Annotated in this window: 17 protein-coding genes; 5 read left to right on the top strand and 12 right to left on the bottom strand. The window is 58.3% G+C overall.

The features are described 5' to 3' along the window. Nucleotides 1–340: 340 nt before the first annotated feature. The 8 genes from IB264_RS13115 to IB264_RS13080 all read right to left on the bottom strand — a co-directional run bounded on the left by IB264_RS13115 (nucleotide 341) and on the right by IB264_RS13080 (nucleotide 6,871). Nucleotides 341–646, bottom strand: a complete 306-nt coding sequence (locus IB264_RS13115; RefSeq protein WP_025430689.1) for a hypothetical protein — start codon at nucleotides 644–646, stop codon at nucleotides 341–343. A gap of 21 nt (nucleotides 647–667) precedes the next feature. Beyond that, entirely contained in the window at nucleotides 668–874 is a 207-nt protein-coding gene (ccoS, locus tag IB264_RS13110) for a cbb3-type cytochrome oxidase assembly protein CcoS (RefSeq protein ID WP_309141645.1), read from the bottom strand. A gap of 90 nt (nucleotides 875–964) precedes the next feature. Beyond that, a complete protein-coding gene (locus IB264_RS13105; protein ID WP_025430688.1) occupies nucleotides 965–1,771 on the bottom strand; it encodes a DUF2189 domain-containing protein in 807 nt (268 codons plus the stop codon). A gap of 213 nt (nucleotides 1,772–1,984) precedes the next feature. Then, nucleotides 1,985–2,866 (bottom strand): cytochrome-c oxidase, cbb3-type subunit III, encoded by an 882-nt coding sequence (gene ccoP, locus IB264_RS13100; protein WP_025430687.1) that lies wholly within the window; start codon nucleotides 2,864–2,866, stop codon nucleotides 1,985–1,987. Then, nucleotides 2,857–3,024, bottom strand: a complete 168-nt coding sequence (locus tag IB264_RS13095; RefSeq protein WP_025430686.1) for a CcoQ/FixQ family Cbb3-type cytochrome c oxidase assembly chaperone — start codon at nucleotides 3,022–3,024, stop codon at nucleotides 2,857–2,859. The genes ccoP and IB264_RS13095 overlap by 10 nt, the downstream gene beginning before the upstream one ends. An 18-nt stretch (nucleotides 3,025–3,042) precedes the next feature. Continuing rightward, on the bottom strand, nucleotides 3,043–3,795 hold the full coding sequence (gene ccoO / locus IB264_RS13090; protein ID WP_192433637.1) for a cytochrome-c oxidase, cbb3-type subunit II: 753 nt from the start codon (nucleotides 3,793–3,795) through the stop codon (nucleotides 3,043–3,045). A 4-nt stretch (nucleotides 3,796–3,799) separates the two neighbouring features. Further along, nucleotides 3,800–5,452, bottom strand: coding sequence for a cytochrome-c oxidase, cbb3-type subunit I (gene ccoN / locus IB264_RS13085; RefSeq protein WP_246811752.1), 1,653 nt, complete (start codon nucleotides 5,450–5,452; stop codon nucleotides 3,800–3,802). A gap of 669 nt (nucleotides 5,453–6,121) precedes the next feature. After that, on the bottom strand, nucleotides 6,122–6,871 hold the full coding sequence (locus IB264_RS13080; RefSeq protein WP_192433635.1) for an SDR family NAD(P)-dependent oxidoreductase: 750 nt from the start codon (nucleotides 6,869–6,871) through the stop codon (nucleotides 6,122–6,124). Nucleotides 6,872–6,929: 58 nt separating this feature from the next. Between IB264_RS13080 and IB264_RS13075 the strand changes: the two genes are divergently transcribed. Then, complete coding sequence (locus tag IB264_RS13075) at nucleotides 6,930–7,862, top strand: LysR family transcriptional regulator (protein WP_192433633.1); 933 nt, start codon at nucleotides 6,930–6,932, stop codon at nucleotides 7,860–7,862. A gap of 20 nt (nucleotides 7,863–7,882) precedes the next feature. On the opposite strand, the gene IB264_RS13070 is transcribed toward IB264_RS13075, so the two are convergent. The 4 genes from IB264_RS13070 to IB264_RS13055 are packed head-to-tail and all read right to left on the bottom strand — an operon-like array spanning nucleotide 7,883 to nucleotide 13,290. Continuing rightward, a complete protein-coding gene (locus tag IB264_RS13070) occupies nucleotides 7,883–8,584 on the bottom strand; it encodes a response regulator transcription factor (protein WP_192433631.1) in 702 nt (233 codons plus the stop codon). Next, the gene (locus IB264_RS13065; protein WP_192433629.1) at nucleotides 8,574–8,960 is read right to left on the bottom strand and encodes a response regulator; all 387 of its coding nucleotides are present in this window, start codon (nucleotides 8,958–8,960) and stop codon (nucleotides 8,574–8,576) included. Before IB264_RS13065 ends, IB264_RS13070 begins: the two co-directional genes overlap by 11 nt. A 2-nt stretch (nucleotides 8,961–8,962) precedes the next feature. Then, nucleotides 8,963–9,604 carry a response regulator transcription factor gene (locus tag IB264_RS13060; RefSeq protein WP_084815304.1) on the bottom strand — a complete coding sequence of 214 codons (642 nt, stop codon included), beginning with the start codon at nucleotides 9,602–9,604 and terminating at the stop codon, nucleotides 8,963–8,965. Then, the gene (locus IB264_RS13055; protein WP_192433627.1) at nucleotides 9,601–13,290 is read right to left on the bottom strand and encodes a PAS domain-containing protein; all 3,690 of its coding nucleotides are present in this window, start codon (nucleotides 13,288–13,290) and stop codon (nucleotides 9,601–9,603) included. The genes IB264_RS13060 and IB264_RS13055 overlap by 4 nt, the downstream gene beginning before the upstream one ends. A gap of 418 nt (nucleotides 13,291–13,708) precedes the next feature. Here IB264_RS13055 and IB264_RS13050 point away from each other — a divergent pair, with 418 nt between their 5' ends. From IB264_RS13050 to IB264_RS13035, 4 genes are all read left to right on the top strand, one after another. Further along, complete coding sequence (locus IB264_RS13050) at nucleotides 13,709–14,662, top strand: MBL fold metallo-hydrolase (RefSeq protein ID WP_192433625.1); 954 nt, start codon at nucleotides 13,709–13,711, stop codon at nucleotides 14,660–14,662. Nucleotides 14,663–14,810: 148 nt separating this feature from the next. Next, complete coding sequence (locus tag IB264_RS13045) at nucleotides 14,811–15,563, top strand: SDR family oxidoreductase (RefSeq protein ID WP_192433623.1); 753 nt, start codon at nucleotides 14,811–14,813, stop codon at nucleotides 15,561–15,563. A 62-nt stretch (nucleotides 15,564–15,625) separates the two neighbouring features. Continuing rightward, the gene (locus tag IB264_RS13040) at nucleotides 15,626–16,051 is read left to right on the top strand and encodes a cupin domain-containing protein (protein ID WP_084815307.1); all 426 of its coding nucleotides are present in this window, start codon (nucleotides 15,626–15,628) and stop codon (nucleotides 16,049–16,051) included. A 70-nt stretch (nucleotides 16,052–16,121) separates the two neighbouring features. Then, on the top strand, nucleotides 16,122–17,150 hold the full coding sequence (locus tag IB264_RS13035) for a mechanosensitive ion channel family protein (protein WP_084815308.1): 1,029 nt from the start codon (nucleotides 16,122–16,124) through the stop codon (nucleotides 17,148–17,150). Nucleotides 17,151–17,824: the final 674 nt, after the last annotated feature.

Raw genomic sequence — 17,824 nt, 5'->3', positions numbered from 1 at the left:
GGCCTGCCGTGATAATAAAGCGGCGCGGTCCGTTCATAAGCGCTTTCGTAGAGCGCGAATATCCCCGGGGTCGCGACCGATCGACGGCCAGTGCCGTGGTCGGCACCCTTCATGAGTTCTTGGTCTTGCAGGCTGATCAGCTTCAGCAGGGCGACTATGTCTTGGCTCTACATAGTCTCCGTCCTCTGTCCTAGGACTGAGGACGGCCTTTGCTTCTATGTCAAAGCCAAAGTCAACCCCCGCTCTGGGGCCAGCATAACCCTCGATTTCGACAAGGCGCGCCCTTTCGAAAGCTGCTCGGCTTCCTGCTCAAACGAGACATGGGTGGCGGCCACCCGGCTCAAGGTTCCTCAATGGCCTTTGGTACGCGGCGGCCCCTGACGACGCCCAGAACCGCTCCCAAGGTTCCACCCATGACCGCACCTGCGGAACCACCCGCCAGAACTGCAATGAAGGCGTTAAGCAGGGCGGGCAGGAGGCCGGTCGCGGTCTGTACGAGAATCCCCGCCGCCAACCCCAAAACAGCTCCGATAACGCCGAGTATAATTGCGAAGCCCGTCACCGTCTCTGACGGATCGATCTTTGCTGGAAGTCGGGGTTCATCGATCGACGGGTGTCCGTTTCGAATGTCTGTGCCATGCTCCATTTGCCACTTCCTATCGCCGCTTCAATCGCCCACTTGCGAAACGCCCTTGCATCGTTGGCGTTCCCTGTGAGGTGTAGGCCGATCCCCACCCGAGGCGCCACCGCCGTCGTTCAAGAGGATTAGCGACGCTGCACAGTCCAAATCGCGGAACTGTCCAGCGCGCACAGACCGGAGGAATGCACACAGCCCGACTGCGCCCATAAGGAGTGCCACGGGGATGAGAACCACCACTTAACTCATGATATCACGGCGGCGTGGCCGCTCCATTGTTCCCATCGTTGTCTGGAGAAATGTCAGCGAACGAGCAGCAAGCCATGGCTACTTCACCGCTTTATAAGCATGCCAGGTTGCGTGGCCGAGAAGCGGGAAGATTACGATCAACCCAATGCCCGCGGTGGCCACTGCGACCACAAACAGAGCCAAAATTAGCGCACCCCAGAGCAACATTGGACGCAAGTTGTTCCAAACCAACGCGGCACTGACACCCATTGCCGTGAAGGCATCGATCTGCTGGTCGAGAAGCATTGGGATCGAAAAGGCGCTGATTGCAAAGGAGAAACCTGCGAACAAGGCTCCCACAAATAGACCCACGGCTAGCATCGCCCAGCCGGTCGGCGTGGTGAGGAGCAGTTCGGCGACGTGCTGGAGGCCGGGGAAGGGGCGAACGCCAAAAAAGAGTGCGTAAATCAGGACTGCGGCTCGCATCCACAGAAGCATGAGCATGCAAAGGAGCAACCCTGTGAAAAATACCTGTGCGCCAGCTCTCGGGCGGACGCCAAGCATTCCACCGAACGTGGTCTGCTGCGAGTTTTCAAGGCGCGCACTCTTCAAATAAAGACCCGACGCCAGAAGTGGTGCGATGATCATCAGACCTGCAACAACAGGAAAGAGAAAGTAATCGCGTCCGGTTGCAAACAATACCCACACCGAGAGGATCCAGAGAGCGAAGACGGCGATGCCATAGGCCAGACTTTGGGCGGGGGAGATCGAGAAGTCGCGCCAGCCTTTAGCCAGCCAGGTGAACGGGGCGTTGATGGGAAGGTGTCGTTGCCACTTGGGGTTCCAAGTTTCTTCTATACCCGAGACCTCACTAATGAGACGCCTGGTTTTGTTGTGCGAAACCATATGACTCTCCTTAAGCTCGGGATCAGCACGATGACTTGGCTGCCTTGAACTGCCCCGGTGAGGTTCCGGTATCCTTCAGATGCGCCACACATCCAGGATCGCTGTCGTACGCCACAAACAACAAATGAGCATTAGCGCCAACAAAGAGCGCGCATGCCGCAGCAATGAGGGAGAAAACTAGGATGGACGATTTCGATCGGCGTCTTGTCGCCATCACGGCTTCTCTACTCCAAGGGAGTTCACATAAAGAGCCAGGACCTTGATCTCGAGGGGCGTCAACCTCTCGTCCCAAGTTGGCATGTGGCCCTGCCGTCCGCCGTGAACTGTGTCGATGATGTTCTGGATGCTGCCGCCATACACCCAGTACTGGTCTGTAAGATTGGGTGCGCCAACCTCCTGGTTACCTTTGGCATCCTCACCATGGCACGCGGCGCACGTTGTCAGGAAGACTTCGCGGCCGCGCTCCATTTGCCCGACATTATCGGCAGTAGAGGCGCCGGGATTAGTTAGGGAGCGAACATACAATGCAACATCCCTGATCTGATTGCGATCCAGCATTTCGTCACGGCCAAAGGCGGGCATCTGCGCCACCCGGCTTTCCGCATGCTGGGTGTTGATCCCGACTTTGAGTGTCTGAGCGACATTTTCCGGACTGCCGCCCCACAGCCAATCGTCATCCGTGAGGTCTGGGTAGTTATTCCTACCCCTCCCATCGACGCCATGACAGGCAGCACAGTTATCTCCGAACAATTGGTGACCCATCGATCTGACGGTGGCCATTAAACGTTCGTCGGCTCTGATTTCGTCGAAAGATAGGGTTTCAATTTGTGTCGTCAGAGCGGCCCGGTCTGACTTGGCAGTTGCCAATCTCTCTTCGACGGTTTTGCGCTGGTCGATACCCAGCAACCCCTTAGTATAGGTTGAGCCAAGCGGCCATGTAGGAAGCAGCACCCACCAGACTAGCGCGAAGATATGCGTGATGATGAGGAAGAGAAGGACGCCGCGAGGCACCGGAGTGTCCAGTTCTTTTATGCCATTCCACTCGTGCCCGGTTGTCTTGCGGCCGCTAACGGGATCGATTTCGTCTACTTCCATGGGACATCGTCCTCATCGAGAATGTTGTGTTTTGCCCGGTCGAACCGAGCCTTGTTCGACGGCCAGAAAGTGTAAACAAGCACGCAAATTGAAAAGCCGATGAGGTAGAACAAGCCCCAACTCTTGGCTGCTTCAACCAGAGTATCGTGCGAAAACATTTCGGCTCTCCCCTGGGTTCAATCGTTGGGATCGGGTGCTTGTTCCGTCGCCGCCGTGTCGGCATAGGCGGCTTTGGTCAGGCCGCCGAGCACTTGGAGGTAGGCGACGAGCGCATCCATCTCGGTCAAGTTCGTGGCAACGCCATCGAAGGCACTGACTGTCGTTTTCTCCCCGTATCGCTCGGAGACACCTGACGATTGCGTGCTGTCGGGCATTGCCTGGCCGTAGGCGTCAGACGAGGCATTGGCAATCATCTCGTCCGTGTATGGTACGCCAACCATTCGCTGTGCTTGGAGGTGCTCGGCGAGGTCGTTAATCCGCAACGGTGTCCTCGCAAGCCAAGCATAAGCCGGCATGTTCGATTCCGGCACAACGTCACGAGGATTGGTTAGATGAGCGACGTGCCAGAAGTCTGAGTACTTCCCACCAATGCGGGCGAGATCGGGTCCCGTGCGTTTAGATCCCCATAACATTGGATGATCGTATTTCGACTCGACTGCGAGAGAGTAGGGGCCATACCGTTCAACTTCATCGGGTAGTGTGCGGATCATCTGGCTGTGACAGGCGTAGCAACCTTCCCGGATATAGATATTGCGGCCTGCCAACTCGAGCGGCGTATAAAGCCGCATATCGTCGACGGTTTCGACAGTCTCGTCGATCGTGAACAAGGGGGCAATCTCCACAATGCCCCCTACGCTTGCCGCAGCGATGATAGCCAGTACAAATCCGATTGCAGTTCGTTCGAGCTTGCGATGAAACAGTTCTGGCATCGCCTTACTCCGCTGGGCCTGTTGTCGTGTTCTGTGAGATCGACGTGATAGGCGGCGCATCTCCTGCGTAACCACCCACTGGGACTTCCCGAACGGTCATCCAGATATTGTAGGTCGCAACGATCGCACCCAACAGGAAGAGGCCCCCCCCGAAGGCCCGGGCGATATAATAGGGATACATTGCGACAAGCGAATCGACGAACGAGTAGGTAAGATTGTTGTCCTCACTATAGGTGCGCCACATCAGACCCTGGATGATGCCCGAGTTCCACATGGCAAACACATAGATCAGGGTGCCTGCGAGGGCGAGCCAGAAGTGAACTTCGACCAGCGTGGCTGAATACATGCGTTCCCGTTTCCAGATGGCGGGAACCAGCGTGTACAGCGATCCGTACGTGATCAGCGCTACCCATCCGAGTGCACCCGCATGCACGTGCCCGACGGTCCAATCCGTATAATGGGAAAGGGAGTTCACCGGGCGTATGGCGAGAAACGAACCTTCGAACGTGGACAACCCATAGAAAAAGGCGGCGGTCATCATGAAACGAAGTGTGGCGTCATCCCGCACCTTGTGCCACGCACCGTTGAGCGTGAGCAGCGCGTTTCCCGCTGAGGCCCATGATGGAACGAGCAACATGACCGAAAACGTCATGCCCAGATTTTGCACCCAATGGGGCAGCGCCGTGTAGTGTAAGTGATGGGATCCGGCCCACATATAAAAGAACGTGATACCCCAGAAGCTTAGTATCGATAGGCGATACGAAAAAATGGGGCGTTCGGCTCGTTTCGGCAAATAGTAATAAAGCATTGCCAGAAATCCGGCGGTCAAAAAGAAAGCAACAGCGTTGTGCCCATACCACCATTGAACCATAGAATCCTGGACACCTGCCCATATCGTATAGCTTTTTGCATGGCCGAATGAGACCGGGACCGTCAGGTTGTTGACGATGTGCAAGATAGCGACCACCAGGATGAAAGCCATATAGTACCAGTTGGCGACATAGATGTGCGGTTCACGGCGGCGCGCTAAAGTCCTGATGTACAGGATGAAGTAGGTCACCCAGACAATTACCAGCCAGAGATCAGCATACCATTCGGCCTCGGCATATTCTTTCGATTGGGTGATCCCCATGAAATACCCGGTGACTGCCAATATGCAGAAAAGATTATAGCCCATCAGCACGAACCACGGACTGAGCTGGTCTGCCAATCTTGCACGGGACGTTCTCTGGACGACGTGGAATGAGGTTGCGATCAAGGCATTGCCACCAAAACCAAAGATGACGCCGGTCGTATGCGCTGGACGGATACGGCCGAAACTTGTCCATGCCGTATCGAAGTTAAGGTTAGGCCAAGCTAGCTGTGCGGCCGCCCAAACTCCAATGAACATCCCAAAGATCGCCCAGGCCAGGGTGAATGCGACACCGGCCTTGATCGGATCATCATAGTATCTCTCGATCCGGGTTGGATCGGGCACACCCTCAAATGCACGCGAAATAATGATGAATATGAGCGCGACACTGTAGAAGAAGATTATTGCGCCATGAACGCCCAAGGGGTCCGTTCGACCAGCCGCTCCCATCGCGATCCCGATGAGCGCGAGCAAAATTAATATGGCGGACGCCACCCCCCGTTCCGCGGTCGTCAACTGTCCCATGGTTGGACCCCTCCTGCAGTGCCTCGTGTTCGACCATCTATCTGCCGCTAAGTGCTTTTCAAGTGCGAAAACAACGAATTGATATTTGTCAGCGGGACACGAGATGTTACAACAATCTACCCAACTGCGCTCACTGCGGCCCTGGTCAGTCAGCCGCGCCGTATCAAGGTAGCAGAACATTGCAGCATCGGCGAATTGATGAGGGGTCGCTTAATTGGGTTATCGACTCGCAACCTTCTAGTCCGCAACGATCGGTCTGCGGCCGACGTTGCTCGCCCACATTGGCCGCAAGCATCTCTATAGCGAGCTGCATATCTTCAGCTCGACCAATGACATCATCCAAGGCCTGGAGTACGCAATTTCGAGCTGAGGAAAGTGCGAGGTGTCGAGTTCCGGATCGGCTCGGTGGCGTTGCGTTCGCGATTGACGCGCGAACGCCTAGGTCGCCTTCAGGCAGATCAACATCCTCGAATAGCGCTCGCCAGGAATTTCCCAGAGATAGCGATCGAGTTTCCATCCGCGCGACCTTCGTGTCCCGCACCTTCAGTTTGTTGCCTTAGCTGAAGGAGCTACCGGTCACTAGCTTTCGAGCTCCAATAGGCTGGCATCAGCGGCTTTCGGAGGTCGCGAGCCGTAAATCGAAGGGGATTTCTACGATCTCCCATCCTTTTAGGCCAGGGTCATGCCGCCGTCGACATGAAGCTCGATCCCGTTGACAAAGCTTCCCGCATCGGAGGCGAGGAAGAGTGCGGCGCGCGCCAACTCTTCCGGTCGGCCGAGACGGCCTGCGGGGATCAGGGAAGCCATGTAATCTTCGAATGCCGGCCGCTCGGCCTCCGATACGCCCAGCTTGGCGAGGATTTCGGTCTCGACCGGTCCCGGGCTCAGGATGTTGACGCGGATCCGCCGCGACTTGAATTCGATCGCCCAGTTTTTCGCAAAAGCGGCGGTTGCTGCCTTTGAACCGGCATAGACAGTATGATCAGGGAGGATCTTCGTGGCCGCGAGCGAGCTCGTAACGATGATGCTTCCGCCGTCGCGGATCAGAGGGGCGATCGTCTGCACGCCGAAGAACACGCCGCGCGTATTGATGGCGAACTGCCGGTCATAGTCATCCGGAGTAACCTCAGCGGAGGTGGTGAGATTGATGACCCCAGCATTGGCCATGTAAATGTCGAGCCCGCCGAAGCGGCTCTTCACGGTGTTCGCCAGCCTGCGATGATCCTCCAAGTCGGCAGCATCTCCAACGAAGCCGATGGCCGACGGACCGATTTCTTGAACGGCGCGGTCGACAGCTTCCTGCCGGCGCCCGGTAATGATGACGTGCGCTCCTTCTTCCGTGAACAGCCGAGCAGTCGCCTTGCCTATACCGCTATTGCCGCCGGTGATGACGGCGACCTTGTCTTTGAGGTGTTGCATTGTTTATCTCCTTTCAACGAGAAATTAGATAAACGCTGCCACCCTGCGTCATTAGATCATGGGCGGGCACATGATCTGTGCCCCGGAGGTGCAAATGCCGAACCTGCTCAACGAGACGCCCGGATTGATGGCTTTTGTACGGACGGTAGAGGCTGGATCGTTCAGCGCCGCGGCCCGCGATCTGGCGACGACACCGTCAGCGGTGTCGAAGAGCGTGGCGCGGCTGGAGAAGAAGATCGGCGCCCGGTTGTTCCTGCGCTCCACGCGCGCCCTGATGCTTACCCAGGATGGGCAGGTTTTCTTCGACCGCGTTGCGCCGCTGTTACGGGAGCTGGATTCAAGTGAAGAGGCGATCAGGTCCGACGTTGCGCCCTCGGGTCGGTTGCGCATCAGTATGCCTAACGAGATGGCTCCTCTACTGCTGCCGCGCCTCTTCGGTAACTTTGCAGCTGACTATCCGAACCTGCATCTTGAAGTCGGACTTACGGATCGGTTCGTCGATCTGATCAGGGAGGACTACGACGTTGCGCTGCGCGTTGGAAATCCCGCGCCGGGAGACCTAATGGTTCGTCACCTGGCCGACCTGCCAATGACGATCGTCGGGTCTTCGACCTTTCTGAAGACCTGGGGCGATCCTGCAACTGCCGAAGCGCTGGCGGCTCTACCCTTCGCCCGCTATGCACTGGGAGGTATCACGCAACCTCTGCGTCTTCCGGACGGGACGAGCTTCATTCCCTTCGGGCGCGTCGATTGCGACTCAGGGGCCGCACTCATTCAGGCTGCGCTTAGCGGGTTGGGGGCGGCCTATCTTCTGCGATGTCTGGTCGCGAAAGACCTGGAAGGCGGCACGCTTGTTACACTCGCGGCGGGGTTTGCGTTTCCCAGCGCTCCTTTTAACGCACTGCACGCCTTTGGCCGCACGGTGCCGTTGCGCGTAAAACTGTTCTGCGATTTCATCGCCCGCGAGGCAAAAGCCCTCGAAGCCATCTGAGCAACTGATGTTGGGGTTGATCAGAACCCAGGTCCAACGGTCTCACGTATCGTCGGGGGTAGGGCCTGCCATGCCCTGATCAGATCGCCGATGGAACGGACCTCCATCTTGCGCATGACATTGGCACGGTGCAGCTTCACCGTGACTTCGCTGATGCCGAGGTCGAAGGCGATCTGTTTGTTGAGGCGTCCGCGCGTCACCACCTCACGCAGGATCTCGCGTTCTCGATGCGTCAGCGTCCCTAAACGTTCAAGATTGCGCTTGACGACGGTCGCCTCTGCGCGCCGGGCCCCATCCAATGCGATAGCGGCTATCACTGCATCGAGCAGCGTCTGGTCCGACACAGGCTTGGTCAGAAAATCCACAGCGCCCGCCTTCATCGCTTGAACAGTCATCGGGATGTCGCCATGACCGGTCAGGAAAATGATGGGTTTGGCAATGCCCCTCTCCGCCAGATGGTGCTGCAGGTGGAGCCCGCTTGCTCCTGGCATGTGCACGTCCAGGATCAGGCAGCCCGGGCTATTCAATATGTCGACGGCGTTGAGCACGTCCTGGGTCGAGGCGAAACTGACGGGCTGGAAGCCAGCCGAGAAGATCAACTCCGACAAAGCTTCGCGCACAGCTGCATCGTCATCGACGATAGTGACAATGGGTTCGGCCGAATTATTCTTGTCCTGCGGAAACAAGGGGGCTGATTTTCCAGCTGACTGACTAACTCTCATGTCGCCCTCCATCTCTCGATTTTAGGGCCTCGCCTATGGCGACGAGCAGGGCAGGGGCATCGAAGGGCTTGCGGAAGAAACCGCTGATACCCTGGGCGCGACCCTGGTCGGCGATTTCGTGCCGGCCGGTGATCAGGAATACCGGCAATTCCGGACGCGCCTTTTTCACCTGATCACGAAGCTCAAAGCCGTTCATGCTAGCCATGCCGATGTCGCTAATGAGCAGGTCCAAATGCGAAAGTCCATGGTCGAGCAAACTCCTTGCCGACATGAAGCAACAGGCCGCATACCCGGCGGATTCCAGAAGCTCTTCCAGTGATTCCAGCAGCCTCGGATCGTCATCGACAACCGCGACCATTGGTCTTGTCTTCCCCATGTTTAGTTTCCTCCGGCCCGGCGAGAGTGGGTGATGGGTATCCCCAATCGCTCCGCTTTACGCACGAGATCGGCGAGTGATGCCGCCGCCATTTTTTGCATCACATTCCTCCGGTGGATTTGCAGTGTAACTTCGCTGATCGCCAGTTCCGCCGCCGCCTGCTTGTTCAGGAGACCGCTGACAACGAGTGGCATCACCTCGCGCTCTCGTGGCGTGAGGGCGAGGTATCGCTGTTTCAGCTCCTTCAGTTCGGCCCGTTCCAATCGTTTTTTTCGGTTCTCGGCGATCGCCGTATGGACTGCGGCCAGGAGGTCCACATCGCTGAATGGCTTGGTGAGGAAATCCACTGCACCATCCTTCATCGCACGCACCGAAGAGGGAATGTCGCCATGTCCGGTGATGAAGACGATCGACGGATGATCTCCCTCGGCGATCTGCCGCTGTAGTTCGAGTCCATTGATATCGGGCAATTCGACATCGAGGATCAGACAAGCGGGAACATCCGGCTTCGCGGCACTCACATACTCGCCCGCCGACCCGAAGGCGACGGCGCGCAGGCCATAGGCCTCCAGGAGTTCGCCGAGCGCCTCCGTGATGCGTCCGTCGTCGTCCACAATGAAAACAACATGGTCATCCGTCGTCATGGCGCCGCTTCCTTTACAACTGGTAAGGTGAAAATGAATCGAGCGCCGCCCGGTTCATTTTTTTCGGCCCATAAACGTCCGCCATGTGCCTCGACGATCGAGCGGCAGATGGCGAGACCCATGCCCATTCCATTTTCCTTCGTGGTGAAGAACGGCTCGAAAATCCGGTCGGAAAAATCGCTGTCGGTTCCCTGGTCGCCTATTTCGGTCTGCACCTCGTTACCCACTTGATGCGTGAGCACATGCAGAACTCTTTCTCCTTCGATGGATTCCATTGCCTCCATGCCATTGCGGATGAGATTGACCAGAACCTGCTGGATCTGGATGCGGTCGACGGTAACCGGCGAAAGTTTGCTTTCCACGTCGATGTCGAGCCGGACACGACGGCGCAATGCCTCCCCGGCAACCAGGTTGCACGCTTCCGCGATAATGCCTGAGAGCGCCAGGCTGGCCCTGTTCTCCGCTGATTGCTTGAAGAGAGCCCGGATACGGCCAACGACATCAGCCGCAGAATTGGCGTCGCGGATGACCCGTTCGGTCGTGATCTTGGCGCGCGCGACATTGACCGGCTCGGCGGACAGCCACCGGTAGCACGCGTGCGAATTTGCGACGATAGCCGCCAGCGGCTGGTTCACTTCGTGAGCGATGGAGGCGGAAAGCTCCGCAAGGCTTGCCGCCTGGCTGGCGCGGGCGAGCCGCTCCTGAGCCAGGCGCAGTTCATCCTGCATCCGAACCTCGCCATCGATATCCAGGCAGATGACGTTCCATTGCACAATGGTGCCTTCGACGTTGCGCATCGGCGCTGCGCGCGTCTCGATCCAGCGATATTCACCATCGAAGCGCCGCAGACGATGTTTCCTGAGATAAGGCTCGCCGCTTGCCAACGAAAGCGCATATTGCTCCTTGACGCCGGCAAGGTCATCAGGATGGACGCCGGCGTCGAGCGTTGCATCCAGCCGTGATTTCTCCCCGCCGTCTAATTCTTCAAGCTCATAACCGAGGAAATCGCGGAGTTGCTGGCTTCGATAGACCGGCTCGCCATTTGGCGCAGCGCAATCGATCATGGCCGGCAGTGTTTCCACCAGTTGCCAGAGAAAGCGTTCCCGCTCGCGCAATGCCTCCTGCGCGCGCATCTCGTCTTCGATGTCGATTGAAGCAAAGTACCACTGTACGATCGCGCCATCTGCACCGCGCAGCGGCTGAGCGCGCGCCTCGATCCAGCGATAGCCGCCATTTTTCAGGCGCCGGCGAAACCGGTTGACGAAGGGCTGGCCGGTCGCAAAGCCTTTTTTTGCCCGCGCAAACATTGTCGGAAAGTCGTCGGGGTGAGCCACTTCCTGGGCCAGCGCATCGAAGTCCTTGATCTGCGCCGTCGGCGCACCGGCCTGGTCCTGATATCGCTTGCTGACATAGGTCATCTCGCCCGATGGCGCGAAGCTTAGGATGCTGAAGGGCACGGCCTCGATCATCTGCTCCAACTGCTGCTTGCTATTCCGCAGCGCTTCTTCAGCCTGCACGAGGTCATCGATGTCGTGCGAGAGGCCGTACCACTGAAGGATGCGTCCGTCGTCATCGCGCATCGGCTCAGCGCTGCCTTCCACCCAGCGATAGACGCCATCCGCGCGTCGCAGGCGATATTTCATGGAGAAGCGTTCGCCGGTCGCAATGCTGCGATACAGCGCCTCCTTCATCCGTGTCGCATCATCCGGATGCACGACAGCCTGAATAATAGCCGCGAGAGGATGGACGCCCTCGACATCGACATCGCCCGCGTCCACACCCAGAAACTCGATCAACCGCCTGTTGAAAAAGTTGGGCACGCCGTCGGGCGTCAACCGCCAGAGGTAGCTGGGAACCATGTTTACAAGCTGCGAGAATTCCCGTTCTCGTTTGTGCAGCGCCTCCTCGGCTTCCTTGCGCTCTGTGATATCGATGAAGCCGACCAGGCTCTTGTCGGCAACGGCGCCGGGGCGGGCGGTGGCGAAAACAACGTCCATGACGCTGCCGTCCATGCGCGCCACCCTGGTCTCTTCCTGGAAGACCTCTTCGCCGCGATAGCGCGCTTCGATGGAACGGCGGATGGTGGCAAGGCCCGGCTGCCAGTAGCGGGTGATCGGCCCGCCCATTTCCTCCGCGCTGTTTGCGCCAAACATATCAACGACATGCTGGTTGACTTCTTCGACCTCAAGGGCTTCCAACGCGCGACCAAGGAATTCGGGATGCTCGTCAATATAGGTTTCGAGATTGGCAACGCCCTGTGCGCGCAGTTCCCCGAACATCGGAATAAGCTTGCCTGCATCTACCTGGACAAGGCCGATAGGCATGTAGTGGAAGAGGTCGCGATAGCGGCGCTCGCTTTGCTGAAGCGCTTCCTGCGCTCGCACTTCGTCATCGATGTCTAGGGAAATTGCGAACCATTGCACGATTGCGCCGTTTTCATCTTGCAACGGTTCCGCCCGGCCATCGACCCAGCGGTAGACGCCATCAGCACGACGCATGCGGTATTTCATGGAATAGGGTTCGCCCGTGGCCAAGGACTGGCGGACCGCTTGCAGCAAGCTGTCGGCATCGTCGGGATGGACGAGGCTTTGTACGGCCGTCACAAGTCGGCTTTCATTCGGCTTGCTCAACTGTTGCAAGTCAAGTCCGAAAAAATCGGTAAGGCGCTTGTTGAAGAAGGTCGGCTCGCCCTCGGGGGTCAGCCGCCTGATGTGAACCGGGACCATGTCCACGATCTGAGAGAGCTCCCGCTCTCTGTCCCGTAAAGTCGCCACGCTTTGGCGCAGGTTAAGCAATGCCAGTTGATGCTGCCGGGATATCGCGGCGACGATAAGGGCCGAAAATGCCGAGATCGCTAGAAAAAGCTGCAGCATGATCTGTCTGTGGCGCTGGGTCTCGGGATCGCCGGCAAACGGGCTGGCGCCGGATATCGTGAATATCGCCGTGATCAGCGTGAGGAGCGCCAGAATGACGACGGCCCCCTTGAGCTCGAAGCGCACTGCGGCCCAAAGCAGCGGCGGCATGATGATATAGGCGAAGGGTAGGTAGCCGCTGAGAGAAAGGGCGGCGACGCCGAGGAAGATCAGCCCAAGGACGCTGGCTTCTGCCCATCGGGCCGCCGAGATTTCAGATTTGTCACGCCAGTTCTGAATCACGATCAACGCCAGTGGTGCAACGATCAAGGCGCCGGTGGCATCTCCAATCCACCACAGCGGCCATGCTCCGGTGAAGGTTTGAGACAATATGCCGAACCAAGCCAGCGTGGCACTTCCAACCGTCGCGCTCACCATCGGCGCAATTCCTGCACATAGAACAACGAAGGCGAGGACTTCCTGCAAGGTTTCCAAACGGATCGATCGCTTCAAGATCAAGTTGACCAGCAAGGCGCCGACCACAGCCTCGAGGGCGTTGCCGACATATATCAGGAAGGCGGCAGGCAACGGGGTGTGGAACCACAGGACATTGCTGAACAGTTCGGCGAAACATCCCGCCAGCACCCACCACGGCCAGCTCTGCCTCGGAGTAAGAACGAGCGTGGCAATGAAAAGCCCGCTCGGAGCCCAAATGGAAATACCCGTTCCAGGAACGATTGCGAGCGCCTGAGCGAAACCGCAGCCCAGAACGTAGGCTACGATAAAAAGACCCAGATGCCGTAGGTGGGGACGATACGGCCAGACGGGCATCATCGGCTGCTCCTGCAGGGCAAATACAGTTTGGGATCACCAGCGTTTAGATTGTTTTAGTCTCGATATTGGCGCTGGCGGCATCGGTCGCACCCTAGTCTGGCCACCGCACCGCCGCAACTTATGGGATTCCATGTATTGGCGGCGGTGCGACTGTTCGGCGATCATTGCCGGCGGCTTCTCTCGCGAACGCATTCAACTGACCGGCAAAACCCCGGGCGATTGCCACATGCACACGCGTCGGCAGCAATTGCTCTACAGCGGCAGCAATCGTTCTGGCGCAGCCGCAGATCGGTTTCGATAGATCATCAGAGGACACGCCAGCAGTGAGTGTGTCGCCGATCTCTAAATGCCGCACTGACTGCGCTGTCCGTACAGGGAGCGTACGCCACACCAACATAGAGAAAAGGAGTTTTCAAAGATGAACCAGATGATCAATGACACTCAGGAGGCAAGCATGAAACTGGACAACACTTCACATCCCGGTAGAGCGGCACCTGAAGAGCTGGTTCCGTCGCGATACGCGGTGCAGATCGGCGAGATTGACGTGCTGGTAATCAGCGATGGGGTGCTACCGCTCCCAACCGCGATGTTGGGACACAACGCGGAGCCGGAGGCGCGGGCCGCCTGGCTGGGCGATATGTTCCTGCCGCAGGACGCTTTCGACTGGGCACTGAACGTGGTCGTGGTGCGTAGCGGCGCGCAGACCATCCTCATCGACGCAGGGCTGGGACTCGATCCGGATTTAAACTTGCCGCGGGCTGGGCAGTTGATGAAGCGGCTGGCGGCCGCCGGCATCGACCTTGCATCCGTGACCGACGTGGTGCTGACCCACATGCACATGGACCATGTTGGCGGGCTGCTCGTCGACGGGGTGAAGGAACAGCTGAATCCGGACCTGCGGATCCACGTGGCCGCTGCCGAGGTCAAATTCTGGGAGTCGCCCGATTTCTCCCATGTCTCGATGCCGGCAGGCTTCCCTGACGCCCTTCGGGCGGCCGCCAAGCGGTTCAGCCAAGACTATCAGAGCCAGCTGCGGCTGTTCGAGGATGAGCACCAGGTGGCGCCGGGCGTGGTCGTCTCTCGTACCGGCGGCCACACCCCCGGGCACAGCGTGGTCCGCGTAGCCTCGGGCAACGACCGGCTGATGTTTGCCGGTGACGCCGTGTTCGCGGTCGGGTTCGACCACCCCGACTGGCACAACGGTTTCGAACATGATCCTGAGGAGGCTGCCCGCGTTCGGGTCCGGCTTTTGCAGGAGCTGGCAGCGACCGGCGAACTGCTGGTGGCAACGCATATGCCGTTTCCTTCCGTTGGCCACGTCGCGGTCGACGGCGACGCCTTTCGGTGGGTACCGGTCTTCTGGGACTACTGACCGCTTGCTGAATTGAGGCTGAACCAGAGCGTGTATCATTGAAGGCCGTGTCCAGCTCGGCCTTCAAGCCCAAGCTTCAACCAGGCGATCACCTATCCAGCTATTGAACCACGCGCACCGCATGGGCGCGCAGCAAATGGAGCATCTTATGAAAATCGTGATTATCGGCGGAACCGGCCTGATCGGTTCCAAGACCGCAGAGCGGCTGCGCACGAAAGGGCATGAGGTCATTGCCGCTGCCCCGAAAACCGGCGTTAATACCCTTACCGGGGAGGGCTTGGCGGAGGCACTAAGGAATACCGAGGTGGTGATCGACCTCGCGAACTCGCCATCCTTCGAGGATAAGGCCGTGCTGGAATTCTTTCAGACGGCGGGCAAGAACCTGATGGCTGCGGAAATCGTGGCCGGCGTGAAACACCACGTCGCGCTTTCCATCGTCGGCACCGATCGGTTGCCGGATAGCGGTTATCTTCGAGCCAAGGTCGCCCAGGAAAAGATCATCCGCGCAGCTGGCATTCCCTATACGATCGTGCGTTCCACACAGTTCATGGAATTTCTCGGCGGCATCGCCCAGGAGGGCACAGTTGGCGACACGGCCCGCTTGTCGACGGGTTCTCTGCAGCCGATTGCGTCCGACGACGTCGCCGATTTTGTGACGGACGCGGCGCTTGCTGCGCCGGCTAACGGCATCGTCGAAATCTGCGGCCCCGAGCGGGCGCGCCTCTGTGATTTCGCCGCGCGCTACCTCAAGGCGATCGGAGATTCCCGCACCGTTGTCGCAGATCCGGATGCCCACTATTTCGGGACCAAACTGGAGGACGGGTCACTCGTCTCCGACAATCATCCTCGCATCGGGCGCATCGGTTTCGATGATTGGTTTGCGACAACGCCCAGACAATAACGACTTTCATACGGGTTGTCTGAGAGGCGGCCCGGTGCCTCAGTCACGAAAGGACGATAGACATGATCAAGTCGTTGCATTTTGCCGTTGCGTTGACGGCTCTCCTATCAGGTTCGGCTCTTGCACATGATACGCCGGGCGGCGACGAGGGCGCGAAGGTTACGCTGGTCTATGACCATGAACTGCCGAACGTTCCCGGCAAGAGCATGAAGGGCGTTCTCGTCGAATATGCTCCGGGCGGTTTCTCGGAGGGCCACACACATCCAGCGTCCTCCTTCATTTACGCGACCGTTCTCGAAGGCGCGATCCGCAGTCAGGTCAATGACGGTCCCGTCACGGTCTATAGCGCCGGTGAAAGCTTTTCGGAATTGCCGGGCGATCGCCACGGTGTCAGCGAAAACGCCAGCAAGACTAAGCCGGCAAAGCTGCTCGCTGTCTTCGTGGTCGATACCGCTGAGCAGGAACTGACCATCCCGATCAAGAAATAGGCTATCAGGCCGGGCCTGCAGTGCTGGTGCCCGGTCGCTCTTTGACGCAACCGTAATCGGTGATTCTGCCATGTTTGGTGATGACAATTTCGTGCCGCTTGTTCTGGTCAACCTTCTGGGAATTGCCGGCATCGTTGTGTGGCACATCCAGGGCGGCACCCGTCCGACGGGCCGTCTGATCGTCCAGATTCTGTTCTTCACCAGCATGAGCCTCGTGCTCTACCTAGGGGGTATCGCTCCGCATCGGCCCGACAGTGCCTATACGCAGGGTTTTGGCGCGCTGCTTTCCAAATCGGCCAGAATCCTGTGGTGGACCCATCTCGCCTGGACGGTCATCGGCTTCATCCAGATCTACGTCAGATTGAACCGCAAGCCACGGGAAGCGCATCTCATCCAGGATATGGCCATTGCCGTCATCTATCTCGGCGTGGCGCTTTCCGTCATCGGTTTTGTCTTTGGCATGCCAGTCGGCACCTTGGTCACAACCTCGGGCGTCATAGCTGTTATCTTCGGCCTTGCGCTACAGAATACGCTCGGCGATGTCTTTTCCGGCATCGCGCTGACACTCGGCAGGGCCTATGCATTAGGCGACTGGGTCCAGTTGACCGACGGAACCGAGGGGCGCGTCATCGAAACCAACTGGCGCTCCACCAACCTTCTGACCGTTGCGCACAATGTCGTCGTGCTACCGAACAGCATCCTGGCAAAGCAGGGCGTGACAAATCTCAGCCGCCCTGACGAGACCCACCAGATCGCAGTGCGGGTGCGCATCGCTGCAACGCAAAGACCACGCCTCGTCGAGGACGTCATGCGGTCTGTGCTGCAAGCCAGCGTCCTAATCCTCAAGAATCCGCCGCCGGTCGTCGCTGTGAAAGCCATCGACGCGATCGCCATCGAAGTCGAGCTGCAGTTCCGCGTCGACAACGTCGCCATTCGAACGCCGGCCAAGAACGAGATCGTAGACCTGCTTCATGATCAATGCAGAGTAAGCGGGCTTTCGCTGGCCATGCCTGCCGAAAGCCTCGCTTTCGTGCCGGCACCGATGGACAACCAATATGCTGCCGCGAGTAAAGATACGCACTCATCCCGGCCGATCTAGGTCACCGCCACAAAAGATCGTTGCCGGACACGAATTGGGACGAACTGGGCGAGGAAATTGTCGTCTCGTTTGCCAAATCGGTTGCGATGGCAATTAAGTATCAGATTCTTTTTGACATTCGCTCAACAGCGCTGCGCTTTTCATAAAGCCGCGAGCTGAAGATGAGTATTGCCCCCGATTGGGTGTGAATCGGATACACGGCAGATCTTGAGGAGAGATCGGTCATGTCTGCGCGATTCCTGGCAAGTTGACGGAGCCTCAATGGAACTGGCTTGCGCCTTTGATGCCCGGCGGCTACCGCGGCAAGCGGGGACCGCGAACCGAGAACAGACGCTTTATGGATGCGATCTTCTAGATGCCCCGTTCCGGTCGGCGCTGGCGCGACCTTACCGTAGCGATTTGGAACGGAGCATTGTCAAGTCGCACCACTATTGAGTGGATGGGTGGGACGTGCCGCAGGGTCTCTTCGACACTCATCGACGATGGCGATTTCGAATGGTTGTGCGTGCATGCCACAGTCATTCGCGCTCAATAGCATTCCAGTGCTTCACGCAGGCAAAAGGGAGCTCTGATGCCGGAGGTCTCGGCGTTCCAAGGCAGGCCTTTGGCCAAGCTCCGTATCTTGACCGGCAGGAGAAAGCGATCGATGAATTGGCGGGACGCCTCACGAGGAG

Source organism: Ensifer sp. ENS11 (assembly GCF_014851895.1).
Lineage (GTDB): Bacteria > Pseudomonadota > Alphaproteobacteria > Rhizobiales > Rhizobiaceae > Ensifer > Ensifer canadensis.
This window is presented reverse-complemented; position numbering and strand designations above follow the sequence as displayed.

What these genes read in the sequence shown, in the direction of transcription:
- IB264_RS13115 (WP_025430689.1), bottom strand. Translation starts at nt 646, where the DNA reads ATGGAGCATGGCACAGACATTCGAAACGGACACCCGTCGATCGATGAA.
- IB264_RS13105 (WP_025430688.1), bottom strand. Translation starts at nt 1,771, where the DNA reads ATGGTTTCGCACAACAAAACCAGGCGTCTCATTAGTGAGGTCTCGGGT.
- ccoP (WP_025430687.1), bottom strand. Translation starts at nt 2,866, where the DNA reads ATGGAAGTAGACGAAATCGATCCCGTTAGCGGCCGCAAGACAACCGGG.
- IB264_RS13095 (WP_025430686.1), bottom strand. Translation starts at nt 3,024, where the DNA reads ATGTTTTCGCACGATACTCTGGTTGAAGCAGCCAAGAGTTGGGGCTTG.
- ccoO (WP_192433637.1), bottom strand. Translation starts at nt 3,795, where the DNA reads ATGCCAGAACTGTTTCATCGCAAGCTCGAACGAACTGCAATCGGATTT.
- ccoN (WP_246811752.1), bottom strand. Translation starts at nt 5,452, where the DNA reads ATGGGACAGTTGACGACCGCGGAACGGGGGGTGGCGTCCGCCATATTA.
- IB264_RS13080 (WP_192433635.1), bottom strand. Translation starts at nt 6,871, where the DNA reads ATGCAACACCTCAAAGACAAGGTCGCCGTCATCACCGGCGGCAATAGC.
- IB264_RS13075 (WP_192433633.1), top strand. Translation starts at nt 6,930, where the DNA reads ATGGGCGGGCACATGATCTGTGCCCCGGAGGTGCAAATGCCGAACCTG.
- IB264_RS13070 (WP_192433631.1), bottom strand. Translation starts at nt 8,584, where the DNA reads ATGAGAGTTAGTCAGTCAGCTGGAAAATCAGCCCCCTTGTTTCCGCAG.
- IB264_RS13065 (WP_192433629.1), bottom strand. Translation starts at nt 8,960, where the DNA reads ATGGGGAAGACAAGACCAATGGTCGCGGTTGTCGATGACGATCCGAGG.
- IB264_RS13060 (WP_084815304.1), bottom strand. Translation starts at nt 9,604, where the DNA reads ATGACGACGGATGACCATGTTGTTTTCATTGTGGACGACGACGGACGC.
- IB264_RS13055 (WP_192433627.1), bottom strand. Translation starts at nt 13,290, where the DNA reads ATGATGCCCGTCTGGCCGTATCGTCCCCACCTACGGCATCTGGGTCTT.
- IB264_RS13050 (WP_192433625.1), top strand. Translation starts at nt 13,709, where the DNA reads ATGAACCAGATGATCAATGACACTCAGGAGGCAAGCATGAAACTGGAC.
- IB264_RS13045 (WP_192433623.1), top strand. Translation starts at nt 14,811, where the DNA reads ATGAAAATCGTGATTATCGGCGGAACCGGCCTGATCGGTTCCAAGACC.
- IB264_RS13040 (WP_084815307.1), top strand. Translation starts at nt 15,626, where the DNA reads ATGATCAAGTCGTTGCATTTTGCCGTTGCGTTGACGGCTCTCCTATCA.
- IB264_RS13035 (WP_084815308.1), top strand. Translation starts at nt 16,122, where the DNA reads ATGTTTGGTGATGACAATTTCGTGCCGCTTGTTCTGGTCAACCTTCTG.